The sequence below is a fragment of the Cupriavidus sp. USMAA2-4 genome, from assembly GCF_001854305.1.
Taxonomy (GTDB): domain Bacteria; phylum Pseudomonadota; class Gammaproteobacteria; order Burkholderiales; family Burkholderiaceae; genus Cupriavidus; species Cupriavidus malaysiensis.
The window spans coordinates 3,402,768-3,415,521 of record NZ_CP017748.1; the positions used below are offsets into that span (position 1 = coordinate 3,402,768).

General features: G+C 68.5%; 8 protein-coding genes. 6 read left to right on the forward strand and 2 right to left on the reverse strand.

The genetic code is table 11. The features are described from left to right. Positions 1 to 59: 59 nt before the first annotated feature. The 3 genes from BKK79_RS15140 to bamE are packed head-to-tail and all read left to right on the forward strand — an operon-like array spanning position 60 to position 6,664. Positions 60 to 1,862, forward strand: coding sequence for an autotransporter assembly complex protein TamA (locus BKK79_RS15140; protein WP_071014989.1), 1,803 nt, complete (start codon positions 60 to 62; stop codon positions 1,860 to 1,862). A gap of 58 nt (positions 1,863 to 1,920) precedes the next feature. Further along, complete coding sequence (locus tag BKK79_RS15145) at positions 1,921 to 6,057, forward strand: translocation/assembly module TamB domain-containing protein (RefSeq protein WP_071037954.1); 4,137 nt, start codon at positions 1,921 to 1,923, stop codon at positions 6,055 to 6,057. 55 nt (positions 6,058 to 6,112) lie between these two features. After that, the gene (gene bamE, locus BKK79_RS15150) at positions 6,113 to 6,664 is read left to right on the forward strand and encodes an outer membrane protein assembly factor BamE domain-containing protein (protein ID WP_071016548.1); all 552 of its coding nucleotides are present in this window, start codon (positions 6,113 to 6,115) and stop codon (positions 6,662 to 6,664) included. A gap of 209 nt (positions 6,665 to 6,873) precedes the next feature. Here the strand turns inward: bamE and metG are convergent, their stop codons facing one another. Beyond that, positions 6,874 to 8,940, reverse strand: a complete 2,067-nt coding sequence (gene metG / locus BKK79_RS15155) for a methionine--tRNA ligase (RefSeq protein ID WP_071037955.1) — start codon at positions 8,938 to 8,940, stop codon at positions 6,874 to 6,876. 310 nt (positions 8,941 to 9,250) lie between these two features. Beyond that, on the reverse strand, positions 9,251 to 9,889 hold the full coding sequence (locus BKK79_RS15160) for an OmpA family protein (RefSeq protein ID WP_071014981.1): 639 nt from the start codon (positions 9,887 to 9,889) through the stop codon (positions 9,251 to 9,253). 323 nt (positions 9,890 to 10,212) lie between these two features. Between BKK79_RS15160 and apbC the strand changes: the two genes are divergently transcribed. The 3 genes from apbC to dcd all read left to right on the forward strand — a co-directional run bounded on the left by apbC (position 10,213) and on the right by dcd (position 12,681). Continuing rightward, positions 10,213 to 11,301: an iron-sulfur cluster carrier protein ApbC gene (gene apbC / locus BKK79_RS15165; protein ID WP_071014979.1), complete on the forward strand. Its 1,089-nt coding sequence runs from the start codon at positions 10,213 to 10,215 to the stop codon at positions 11,299 to 11,301. 126 nt (positions 11,302 to 11,427) lie between these two features. Then, positions 11,428 to 11,958, forward strand: coding sequence for a superoxide dismutase family protein (locus tag BKK79_RS15170; protein ID WP_071014974.1), 531 nt, complete (start codon positions 11,428 to 11,430; stop codon positions 11,956 to 11,958). Positions 11,959 to 12,114: 156 nt separating this feature from the next. Next, positions 12,115 to 12,681 (forward strand): dCTP deaminase, encoded by a 567-nt coding sequence (gene dcd, locus BKK79_RS15175; RefSeq protein WP_071014972.1) that lies wholly within the window; start codon positions 12,115 to 12,117, stop codon positions 12,679 to 12,681. The last annotated feature ends 73 nt before the right edge of the window (positions 12,682 to 12,754 follow it).

The window sequence follows — 12,754 nt, forward strand, 5'->3', positions numbered from 1 at the left end:
AGATGTCCGCCGGTTGTGGTCAAATGTCAACTTTGCGAAATCGCTGACGACGGATGAGGATGCGTTTCCGAAGCAAGCACGGACGCGGCGCCTGGTGGCGGCTATCCCATGCGCTGGCACTGCGCGGCCTGGCTCCGGCAGGCCTGGCCCTGTTGCTGGCGCCGCTGCCGGCCGGTGCCGTCTACAAAGTGGAGGTTGAGGCACCCGGAGCGCTGCGCGACCTGCTCAAGGCCCACCTCGACCTGACCCGCTATGCGGATCGCACCGACCTGTCCCAGGACCAGTTCGCGTACATGGTCGAGACCGTCGGCGACCAGGTGCGCCAGCTGGCCTCGACCGAAGGCTATTTCGATGCCACCGCCACCGCGCGGGTGGACGGCGAAGGCGACAAGCGCGTGGTCCGCCTGACGGTGGACGCCGGGGCGCGCACGCTGATCCGCCGCGTCGACGTGGCGGTACAGGGGCCGGCAGCCAGCCAGGCGCCCGCGCAGGTGGAGGCATTACGCAATGGCTGGGAGCTCCCGGCCGGCCAGCCTTTCCGCCAGTCTGACTGGGACAAGGCCAAGGGCGACGCGCTGGCGCAACTGCAGTCCAACCGCTACTACGGCGCCAGGCTCGGGCATTCGCAGGCGTACATCGAGCCCGATGAACAGGCCGCCGACCTGTCGGTGCGCTACGACAGCGGGCCGGCCTACCTGCTCGGCCCCCTGCGCATCACCGGCACCAGCCGCTATCCGGAGGGCATCGTCCGCAACGTCAACCCGCTCAGCGTGGGCGAACCCTATCGCGTGGAACGGCTGCTGGAGCTGCAGCGCGCGATCCAGCGCCAGCCCTACTTCTCGAACGTGCAGGTCGATCTGGAGGACGCGCCGCCGGCCGAAGGCGCGGACAGCGTGACCGCGCCGGTCAACGTGCATGTGCGCGAGTACCCGGAGAACCGGCTCGGCGCCGGCGTGGGCTATACCACCGACACCGGCGCCCAGGCCACCGGGCGCTATACCTATCTGAACCTGTTCAACCGCGCCTGGACCTTCGACTCCCAGCTCAGCCTCGAACAGAAGCGGCAGTACGCACTGGGCGAGGTGGCGATGCCGCCCGACGGCAAGTCGTACCGCAACAGCGTCTATGGCAGCTATGAGCGCACCATCGACGTCGAAAGCACCGACACCACCAGCCTGCGCACCGGCCTCAAGCGCTCGCGCTCGCGCGAGAACTACGACGTCACCTTCTCGCTCGACTATTACTACGACCGGCTGATGCCGCTCGGGGAACAGCAGCAGATCGCGCGCGCGCTGGTGCCGGCCTTCGCCTGGACACGGCGCGACGTCGACAATCCCGTCTTCCCGCGCCGCGGTAATGTGATCAACACCCAGGTCGGCGTGGCGGTCAAGAACCTGATGTCGGACGCCACCTTCCTGCGGCTGTACGGGCGTATCCGCCAGTACATCCCGGTGGGCTCGCGCGACCTCGTGGTGGCCCGCCTGGAACTGGGCGCGGACATGACCGGCGCCAGCCCGCAGAACGTGCCCGCCACGCTGCGCTTCCGTGCCGGCGGCACGGACTCGGTGCGCGGTTACGGCTACCAGTCGATCGGCACGCCCAGCGGCGCCAGCGTGCTGCCGGCGCGCTACCTCGGCACGACGGGTCTCGAGTACCAGCACTGGTTCCGTCCCGAGTGGGGCGTGGCGCTGTTCTGGGATGCCGGCACCGCCACCAACGACCTGCACGGCATCACCATCTTCCATGGCGTGGGCATCGGCGCGCGCTGGCGCAGCCCGGTCGGCCCGGTCCAGCTCGACCTCGGCTACGGCATCCAGAAGCAGCAGTTCCGTCCGCATGTTTCCCTGGGGGTGGCATTCTGATGCGCGTGCCGACTCTGCTCCCGCCCCTCCTGTCCCCGCACCTGCCCGAGCAGCCGAAATGAGCCGCCCCGACATGCCCCCGGTTCCCGCGCCCGGGCCCGATGCACCGCCGCCGCGCGCGGACGGCGCCTGGCGCCGGTTGCGGCGCGCGCTGGGCTGGAGCCTGGCCGGGCTGCTGGCACTGGCGATCATGCTGGCCGGCCTGCTGGCGGCGGCGCTGCACAGCGAGGCCGGTACGCGCCAGCTGTGGGCGCTGGCCACGCGGCTGTCGGCCGGCATGCTGTCGGGCCGGCTGGAAGGCGGTACGCTCGCCAGCGGCCTGCGCCTGCGCCAGGTGGTGTTCGCCAGCGGGCAGACGCGCGTCGCGCTCGACAGCCTGGACGGCCAATGGTCCTTTTCCTGGTCGCCGGCGCGGCTGCATGTGCAGTGGCTGAGCGTGGGCGCCGTCGACGTCCGCCTCGGCCCCTCCGAGCCGTCGAACAAGCCCCTCACGCTGCCGACCTCGCTGGCGCTGCCGCTGGCCGTCGATATCGACGCGCTGACGCTGCGGCGGCTGGCGCTGCACGAGGGCGGCCAGGTCTCCGCCGAGCCGATGGTGTTCTCGGACCTGTCGGCGTCGCTGCATACCGATGGCCTGCACCATCGCCTCGGTATCGACCGGCTCGTCACGCCGTATGGCAAGCTGGCCGCCGATGCGCAGCTCGGCGCGCAGGCACCGTTCCCGCTGAGTGCACGGGCCCTGCTCGAGGGGCGCTGGGAAAAAGAGGCCTATAACGTCACGGCCAGCGCGGGCGGTACGCTGGAGACCATCGATGCCAGCCTGCAGGCGAGCGGCGACCGCATGCGCGGCCGCGCCAGCGCCGGCCTGACGCTCTTCGGCAAGGTGCCGTTCAGCCATCTCGACGTGCAGGGCGAGCACATCAACCCCCGCCTGTTCAGCCCGTCGGCGCCGAGTGCCGACCTGTCGGTGCAGGCGGCGCTGAAACCGGTGCAGGAGCGCGCGGCGGAGCCGCCAGCCGTGGCTGCCTCGGCGGCGCGGCCGGCGGGCTCATCCGTCCCGGCTTCCGCTGTCACGGCCGGCCCGCCGGCGGGCGTGCCGCCGTCCTTGACCGTGGCAGGCGAGGTGACGATCCGCAACGGCCTGGCAGGCGCGCTCGATGCCGAGCGCCTGCCGGTGGAGTCGGTACAGGCCCGCGTGCGCCTGAGCAGCGCCGAGCAGGCCGTCAGCGACCTGCGCGTGGTGCTCGCGGGCCAGGGCCAGATCGTCGGTGGCGGATCCTTGCACGACGGCCGCGGCGGCTTCGACCTCGACGTGCGCCGGCTCGATCCACGCGCCCTGCATGGGGCCCTGCAAAGCGCCAGGCTGTCCGGGCCGCTGGCCGTGCGGCTGGAGCCGGGCCGGCAGAGCGTGGCCCTCGATCTCGCCGACGGTCCGCTCAAGTTGTTTGCCGACGCCAGCCTGACCCAGGACAAGCTGACGCTGAGCACGCTGCGCGCCGGCGTCGGGCCCGGGCAGCTGACCGCCGAAGGTGAGCTCGGCCTGGCCGGCGAGCAGGCGTTCCGTTTCCAGGGGCGCCTGGCCAACTTCGATCCGGCGCGCCTGGCCAAGGTGGCGGCGGGCCGCATCAACGCCGATTTCAGGGCTGCCGGCAGCCTGGCCGGCACCGTGCGTGCCGCCGTCGACTTCACCGTGCGCGACAGCGAATACGCGGGTTTGCCGATGCGCGGTGGCGGCAAGGTGCAGGTGGCCGGCGAGCGCCTGCTGCCCAGCAGCGCCACGCTCGAGATGGCCGGCAACCGCGCCGAACTGCGCGGCAGCTTCGGCGCGCGCGGCGACCGGCTCAAACTGGCCGTCGACGCGCCGCAGCTCGAGCGGCTGCGCTTCGGGCTGGCCGGCGCGCTCAAGCTGGACGCCGACATTGGCGGCACGCTGAAGCGTCCCGAGATCGACGCCAGCTACCAGGCGCGCTCACTGGTCTTCGGTCCGCGCCGGCTGGCCAGCGCTGCAGGCGAGGCACACCTGCGGCCGGGCGCCGGCGGTACCCTCGACGGACCGCTCTCCTTCAAGCTTGCCGCACGCGACTTCCACGGGCCCGAGGCGACGCTGCACACCATCGACGCCAGTCTCGACGGCACCCAGGCCAGCCACCGCTTCGCGCTCAACAGCACCGGCGCTGTCAACGGGCGGGCGCTCGACGCCACGCTGGCCGGGCACGGCGCCTGGCAGGGCGACAAGGGCTGGCGCGGCACCATCGACCGGCTCGAGGAGCGCGGCACGATCAGCCTGCGGCTGCTGGCGCCGGCCCCGCTGGCGGTGGCCGACCAGCATATTGCGCTCGGCAGCACGCGTCTTCAGGTCCAGCGCGCCACGGTGGCGATCGAGTCGTTCGACTGGGACCACGGCCGGCTCCGCAGCCAGGGGCGGCTGGACGGCGTGCAGATCGGTCATGTGCTGGACCTGGCCGAGGCCTTCAGCGGCGACAAGCTGCCGCTGCGTTCCGACCTGGTGATCGACGGCCGCTGGAACGTGGTGCTGGCCGAGAACGCCACCGGCTTCGCCGAGCTGAGCCGGCGCAGCGGCGACCTGTCGGTCAGCGCGGGGCGCGGCTTCACCACGCTCGAGCTCGGGCAGACCGCGCTGCGCGCGGAATTCGAAGGCCGCCGGCTGGCACTGCGCGGCGGCATCGTCTCAGGGCGCGTCGGCAAGCTGTCGGTCGATGCCTCGGCCGGCCTGCTGCAGGAGCAGGGCCTGGCGACCATCGGCCCCGCCTCGAAGCTGGCAGGCCAGGTGGCGCTGGAGGTGCCCCGCCTCAAGGCAATCGAGGCGCTGGCCGGACCGCAGTACGCATTCGAGGGCCGTGCCGACGCCAGGATGCGCCTGGCCGGCAGCGTGGCTGCGCCACTGCTGACCGGCGAGCTCAACGGCGACGGCCTGGGCGTGACGCTGTACGACCTGGGCATCCGCCTGACCGATGGCAAGGTGCGGATCGCCCTGGACCAGAACTCGGTCGAGCTGCGCCAGGTGGAATTCCACGGTGGCGACGGCAAGCTGACAGCCAGCGGCAGCGTCCAGCTGGGCGATGCCAACCCCAACCTGCGCGGCAGGATCGTCGCCGATAAGTTGGAGCTGTTCTCCAGCCCGGAGCGTACGCTGATCGTGTCGGGCGACGCGGCCATCCTGAACGAGAACCGGCAGATCGTGATCCGCGGCAAGTTCAAGGTCGACCGTGGCCTCTTCGACCTGCCTAAGGCCGGTGCTCCCGAACTGGGCGACGACGTGGTGGTGGTGCGCCGCAAGGACCAGCGCGCGCTGCGTACCGCTGCCACGCCGCCGCCGGAAAGCCGGCCGGCCAGCCGCTTCAGTCCGCTCGTCGAGCTGACGCTGGACCTGGGCAACGATTTCCGCTTCCGCGGCGGCGGCGCCGACCTGCGCCTGACCGGGCAACTCGAGGTCAAGAGCGCGCCGCTGACGCCGCTGCGCGCCAATGGCACCATCCGCGTCGCCGAAGGCACCTACGAGGCGTTCGGGCGCAGGCTGGAAATCGACCGCGGCATCGTCAATTTCAACGGGCCGATCGACAACCCCAACCTCAATATCCGCGCGATGCGGCGCAACCAGGAGGTCTCGGCCGGTGTGGAGGTGACCGGTACCGTACGGCTGCCGCGCGTGCAACTGGTCTCCGAGCCTGATGTGCCGCAGGAGGACAAGCTGTCGTGGCTGATGTTCGGCTACGGCGCGGACAGCGCCAGCGCCGGGCAGCAGAGCCAGCTCAGCGGTGGCGCGCTCGGCGGGGCCGCGCTCGGCATGATCGGTGGGCGCGTGGGCAAGAACATCGTGCAGCATTTCGGCTTCGACGAGTTTTCCATCGGCCCGAGCACGGCCGGCCTGAACGACCAGCAGGTGGTCAGCATCGGCAGGTCCGTGACGGAGAAGATCTCGGTCGGCTACGAACAGAGCCTGACTTCGGCCAGCAACGTGGTCAAGCTGACCTGGGCCCTGTCGCGGCGCTGGTCGCTGATTGCCCGCGGAGGGTCCATCAACGGCCTGTCCGTCTTGTTCAACCGCCGCTTCGACCGTTGGTCCGACCTGTTCCTGGGTCGTTCCAATCGACGCGGCACCAGGGAGAGCCAGCAGAATGAAGCAACGGAAAGCGACGGCGAGCCTGCCGCCGGTGCCAGCGCGCCGGCATCCTGACGCCATCCCGCATGCCAATACCCGCCACCGCGCGTCGGCCCGACACCTTGCCGCCATGGGACTGATCTCCTCGCTCCTCGCCTTGTTCGGCTGCGACCAGCAGAAGGTCGACCAGGCCATGAAGCAGGCCGGCGACAAGGCGCGCGCGGCCTGGAACACCATCAAGCCGGACAGCCAGCTGTTCCAGGGCATCCAGCCCGGTGTCTCGACCGAGGCCGAGCTGCGCGAGCAGGCGGGCCGCCCGGACATCGTCTGGGAGGAAGAGGACGGCAGCCGGCGGCTCGAGTATCCGCGCGGGCCGGAGGGCGCCACCACCTGGATGGTCAGCATCGGCGCCGACGGCAAGGTGGCGAAGATCGAGCAGGTACTGACCGCCGAGAACTTCGCGCGCGTGCGTCCTGGCATGAGCCGCGATGCGGTGCGGCGCCTGTTGGGCAAGCCGACCAAGGTCGAGGCCTTCGCGCTGAAGAAGGAAGAGGTGTGGGGTTATCGCTGGTGGGAGCAGCCGCAGGAGAAGGCTTTTTTCAATGTGCACTTCGACCAGGGGAGCGGGCTGGTGACGACGACTTCGCGGAGTGATGATCCGGCTAGGGTGCAGGGGGGGTAGGGGGGCTGGGGGCTGGACTGGGCCGCATCGGTCTGCGTGACAACAACCGTTTCGACTCCCCCTGCGGGGGAGCCGAAACAGGCCGTTGTCTCGCACACCAAAGCCGCTCAAAACAAGTCCAGCAGCCCCGAACGCCGAACGCCCAGAAACAAAAATGCCGATCGGCATCACCCGACCGGCATCGCACGATGGCGCGCGACCCCCCGCGCTCAACCGATCCTCATCCCCGGCACCGCCCCCGAATGCGGCTCCAGGATGTAAAGGCCAGGCGCCTTCTTCTCGTCGGCCGCCGAGGCTGCCAGCACCATGCCTTCGGACACGCCGAACTTCATCTTGCGCGGCGCCAGGTTGGCGACCACCACGGTCAGCTTGCCGACCAGCTGCTCGGGCGTGTAGGCCGACTGGATGCCCGAGAAGACGTTGCGGGTGCGGCCTTCGCCCAGGTCCAGCGTGAGCTGCAGCAGCTTGTTCGAGCCTTCCACTTTCTCGCACTGGACGATCTTTGCCACGCGCAGGTCGATCTTGGCGAAGTCGTCGATGGTGATGGTGTCGGCGATCGGCTCGATGGCGGGCGTGTCGGCGGCGGCCTGGGGCGCGGCGGCAGCCTGCAGCGAGTCGCGGTTGGCCGCCAGCAGGGCCTCGACCTGCTTGGCGTCGACGCGCGTCATCAGGTGGGCGTAGGGCTGCACCGGGCGCGCGGCCGACAGTTGCTGGTCGACGGCGCGCCAGTCGAGCGCTTCGATGTTGAGGAAGCGCTCGACGCCGGCCGCCATTTGCGGCACCACCGGCTTCAGGAAGATGGTCAGCAGGCGGAAGGCTTCCAGCGAGACCGAGCAGGCCGCGTGCAGCGCCGCGCGCTTGCTCTCGTCCTTGGCCAGTTCCCACGGCTTCTGCGTGTCGACGAAGGCATTGACCGCGTCGGTCAGCTCCATCACCAGGCGCACCGCCTTGCTGTACTCGCGGTGCTCGTAGAAATGGGCGACCTGGGCCGCGGCCTGGCGCAGCTGGGCCAGCAGCGGGTGGGCCAGGGCGGCCTCGTCGACCACGCCGTCGAAGCGCTTGACCAGGAAACCGGCCGCGCGGCTGGCGATGTTGACGTACTTGCCGATCAGGTCGCTGTTGACGCGGGCGATGAAGTCCTCGAGGTTCAGGTCGAGGTCTTCCATGCTGGCGTTGAGCTTGGCGGCGAAGTAATAGCGCAGCCATTCCGGGTTCATGCCGGTGTCGATATAGCTCTGCGCGGTGATGAAGGTGCCGCGCGACTTGCTCATCTTGGCGCCGTCGACAGTCAGGAAGCCGTGGGCGAAGACGTTGGTCGGCGTGCGGTGGCCCGAGAAGCGCAGCATGGCCGGCCAGAACAGCGTGTGGAAATAGAGGATGTCCTTGCCGATGAAGTGGTACTGCTCGGTGGTGGAGTGCGGGCCGACCCAGGCGTCGAAATCCAGGCCCTTCTTCTCGGCCAGGTTCTTGAAGCTGGCGTAGTAGCCGATCGGAGCATCCAGCCAGACGTAGAAATACTTGCCGGGGGCGCCGGGGATCTCGAAGCCGAAGTAGGGCGCGTCGCGCGAGATGTCCCAGTCCGACAGGGTCGAGGCCTCGCCTTCGGCGCCCAGCCACTCCTGCATCTTGTTGGCGGCCTCGGGCTGCGCCAGGTCGGCCACCCACTCGCGCAGGAAGGTTTCGCAGCGCGGGTCGGACAGCTTGAAGAAGTAGTGGGTGGAGCTCTTGCGCACCGGAGTGGCGCCCGATACCACGGAGTACGGGTTCTTCAGGTCGGTCGGCGCATAGGTGGTGCCGCAGACCTCGCAGGAGTCGCCGTACTGGTCCTTGGCGCCGCACTTCGGGCATTCGCCCTTGATGAAGCGGTCCGGCAGGAACATGTTCTTGACCGGGTCGTAGAACTGCTCGACCTCGCGCTCGGCGATCAGGTCCTGGGCCTTCAAGGCCAGGTAGATCTGCTCCGAGAGCTGCTTGTTCTCATCGGAGTCGGTGCTGTAGTAGTTGTCGAACGAAACCAGGAAACTGTCGAAATCGCGCTTGTGCTCGGCCCACACGCGGTCGATCAGCTGTTTCGGGGTGATGCCTTCCTTCTCGGCCCGCAGCATCACCGGGGTGCCGTGGGTGTCGTCGGCGCCGACGTAGTAGACCTCGTTGCCCATCATGCGCTGGAAGCGCACCCAGACGTCGGTCTGGATGTACTCCACCAGGTGGCCGATATGGATCTGGCCGTTGGCGTATGGCAGGGCAGATGTGACGAGGATACGACGTGCTGTCATGGGAAAGAGCCGGTGAGGAGCGGGAATCGAGGTCGGCGCGCCAGTGCCGCCGGCGGTGGGCGGCCTGGCACCTTGGACCGGCTATTTTAGCAAGCGCCAAGAACCGGGGGTGCGGCGCCGGCCCCACCATCGGCCACTCGATTGCACATGATGAAATGTTGCAGGCCGCGTGGGCAAAAAAAAGCGCCGGTCAAGACCGGCGCAGCTTTCCACAACGGAAAAGGAGGAGAAATCAGGCACCGCCCGGGAGGTCAGCCACCCATCGCGAGCCAGCAACGGTGGCAAGCGGTACCTGTTTTCTATGACTCCCTTATCCTTGAATTGGTTTCAAAAAAATTTCGACCCGTCGATTCTGGGCGCGTCCGGCCTCGGTGGCGTTGTCCGCGACGGGCTGAGTCTGGCCCCGTCCCTCGGCTGCCAGGCGGGCCCGCGGGATGCCGCGGTCACCCAGGTAGCCGGCCACGCTCTGGGCCCGGCGCTGCGACAGTTGCAGGTTGTAGTTCGGGTTGCCGGTGCTGTCGGTATGGCCGACCACCGTGGCGGCGACGTCCGGGTGCTGCGACAGGGTCTGGGCGACCTTGTCCAGCACCGAGCGGAAGCTCGGCTTGATGGCGGAGCTGTCGGTGTCGAAGGTGACCTGGCTGGGAATGTTGACCTTCAGCGAGCCGTCCGGCTGTTCCGTGATCTGCGTGCCCGTGCCTGCCGTATCCTGGTCCAGCTTGCCGCGGATCGCGTTCCAGTTGTAGCCGACCGCGCCGCCTGCCGCCGCGCCTACTGCCGCGCCGACCAGCGCGCCGGTGCGGTTGCCGCCGATCAGGCTGCCCAGGCCGGCGCCGACCGCCGCGCCCACGCCGCTGCCCACGGCGGTGTGCGTGCCTTGTTCGGTGGCGCAGCCGGCTGCCAGCACGGCGACAGCCGCGAGCGAGACGACGTGGATCTTAAAGTTCATGTTCTCTCCTTCTGATTGTTTCCCGTGAAAAAGCCGATGGATGCGGCGGTTTGCCAACATTGCCATCCTAGCCCAAACCTGTGCGCCGGCCGTATCCGAATGCGGTGGCCGTGGCGCCGGGCGAGCCGGACCGCACATCCCCCAGGCCGAACTACAATAGGGAGATGGCTGTGTCGGCACAAGCCTAAGCCTGTGACAGTTGTAAGTGTCTGTAATTCCCTGGTGCCGCCGGGGTTGATCGCCCGGTGCGCGGCGTGCCAGGAAGGCGCGCGGAGACTTTGATACAGTACGCGCCTTTCCCCATTTCCGAAGCGGAGATTGCCTTGAGCCTCACCCTCGACCAGGTTACCGAAGTCCTGCGCAGCGTCATCGACCCCAATACGGGCAAGGATCTGGTGTCGACGCGAGCGGTCCGCAATGTGCGGGTCGACGGCGCCGACGTGTCGCTCGAGGTCGAGCTGGGCTACCCGGGCAAGAGCCAGATGGAACCGATCCGGCAGATGGTGCTTGCTGCGCTGCGGCAAATTCCCGGCCTGGGCAATGCCAGCGTGGCGGTGACGATGAAGATCGTCGCCCACACCGTGCAGCGCGGGGTCAAGCTGCTGCCGGGCGTCAAGAACGTGATCGCGGTGGCCTCGGGCAAGGGCGGAGTGGGTAAGTCGACCACGGCCGTCAACCTGGCACTGGCGCTGGCAGCCGAGGGCGCGCGCGTGGGCATGCTGGATGCCGACATCTACGGGCCCAGCCTGCCGATGATGCTGGGCATCGATGGCCGTCCGCAATCGACCGACGGCCAGACCATGGAGCCGCTGGAGGGCCACGGCCTGCAGGCGAACTCGATCGGTTTCCTGATCGAGCAGGACAATCCGATGGTGTGGCGCGGCCCGATGGTGACCTCGGCGCTCGAGCAACTGCTGCGCCAGACCAACTGGCATGACCTCGACTACCTGATCGTCGACATGCCGCCGGGTACCGGCGACATCCAGCTGACGCTGTCGCAGAAGGTGCCGGTCACCGGCGCGGTGATCGTCACCACGCCGCAGGACATCGCCCTGCTCGATGCCAAGAAAGGCCTGAAGATGTTCGAGAAGGTCGGCATCCCGATCCTCGGCATCGTCGAGAACATGGCGGTCTACTGCTGCCCGAACTGCGGCCACGTCGAGCACATCTTCGGCCAGGGCGGCGGCGAGCGCATGTGCGCCGAGTACGGCGTCGAGCTGCTCGGCAGCCTGCCGCTGAACCTGTCCATCCGCGAGCAGGCCGATTCCGGCCGGCCCACCGTGGTGGCCGATCCCGACGGCCAGGTGGCCGGCATCTATCGTGCGATCGCGCGCAAGGTGGCGATCAAGGTCGCCGACAAGGCGCGCGACATGAGCAGTAAGTTTCCCAGCATCGTGGTGCAGAACACCTGATTCCGCCGCTGTCCGGCCGTGCCGTTTTTTCCGCGGCCGGCCAAGGCGGGGGGATTCCCGCGTTACAATTCGGCTGCTCGATCACCGCATCATTTCCCGCTCCATTTCTGCGCAAGGAGGCGACGCATGACCCGTGTATTCTTCGGCCTGGCCATGGCAGGCGCCGCGGCGGCACTGGCCGCCTGCAGCACCGGCAATCTGATCGGACCCTCCACCGCAGCGGCGACGCTGGCGGCGAAAAGCGGTACCCAGACCGGGGGTACGGTCACCTTTACCCAACAAGGCGACATGGTGATGGTCAAGGCCGTGGTGACAGGCCTGGCACCCGGCAGCGAGCACGGCTTCCACGTGCACGAGAAGGGCGACTGCTCGGCGCCCGATGCCATGAGCGCGGGCGGCCATTTCAATCCGGAAGGCCGTCCGCACGGCTCGACCGCCTCGCCGGACCACCACGCCGGCGACATCCCCAACCTGAAGGCCGATGCCAACGGCACCGCGCGCGCGGAATTCATGCTGCACGGCATGTCGGTCGGGACCGGCAAGGACGGTGTCATCGGGCGCGCGGTGGTGGTGCACAAGGATCCGGACGACTACAAGTCGCAGCCCGCCGGCAATTCCGGCGCGCGCATCGCCTGCGGCGTGATCGCGGCCTCCTGAGGCCGGCGCAGCCTGGCCGGGTGGTGCCCGGCAACCGGGCCGGCCGGGCGCCGGAACCCGCGCGGAGCGCGCACCGATTGGTTGTACAATGCGCCCCATCGCCGGCCCGCCGCCCTTGCGCGGCGCTGCCTCCCACCCGCAGATCGCCCACCTTCGATGAGCATCAAATCCGACAAATGGATCCGCCGCATGGCGGAGCAGCACGGCATGATCGAGCCGTTCGAGCCCGGCCAGGTCCGTGAGGCCGACGGGCGCAAGATCGTCTCCTACGGCACCTCGAGCTACGGCTACGACATCCGCTGTGCCGACGAATTCAAGATCTTCACCAATATCAATAGCACCATCGTCGATCCCAAGAACTTTGACGAGAAATCCTTCGTCGATTTCAAGGGCGACGTCTGCATCATCCCGCCGAACTCGTTCGCGCTGGCGCGCACCATGGAGTATTTCCGCATCCCGCGCAGCGTGCTGACGATCTGCCTGGGCAAGAGCACCTACGCGCGCTGCGGCATCATCGTCAACGTGACGCCGTTCGAGCCCGAGTGGGAAGGCTATGTGACCCTGGAGTTCTCCAACACGACGCCGCTGCCGGCCAAGATCTATGCCGGCGAAGGCTGTGCCCAGGTGCTGTTCTTCGAGAGCGACGAGGTCTGCGAGACCTCCTACCGAGACCGTGGCGGCAAGTATCAGGGCCAGCACGGTGTCACACTGCCGAAAACCTGATCGCATACAATGCCGGCGCTCATGCCGGCGGTGCCGGTCCGGGAGATCCCCGGGCAGCCGGCGCGACCTGACT

Coding starts and splice junctions, on each gene's coding strand:
- BKK79_RS15140 (WP_071014989.1), top strand. CDS start 60: ATGCGTTTCCGAAGCAAGCACGGACGCGGCGCCTGGTGGCGGCTATCC.
- BKK79_RS15145 (WP_071037954.1), top strand. CDS start 1,921: ATGAGCCGCCCCGACATGCCCCCGGTTCCCGCGCCCGGGCCCGATGCA.
- bamE (WP_071016548.1), top strand. CDS start 6,113: ATGGGACTGATCTCCTCGCTCCTCGCCTTGTTCGGCTGCGACCAGCAG.
- metG (WP_071037955.1), bottom strand. CDS start 8,940: ATGACAGCACGTCGTATCCTCGTCACATCTGCCCTGCCATACGCCAAC.
- BKK79_RS15160 (WP_071014981.1), bottom strand. CDS start 9,889: ATGAACTTTAAGATCCACGTCGTCTCGCTCGCGGCTGTCGCCGTGCTG.
- BKK79_RS15170 (WP_071014974.1), top strand. CDS start 11,428: ATGACCCGTGTATTCTTCGGCCTGGCCATGGCAGGCGCCGCGGCGGCA.
- dcd (WP_071014972.1), top strand. CDS start 12,115: ATGAGCATCAAATCCGACAAATGGATCCGCCGCATGGCGGAGCAGCAC.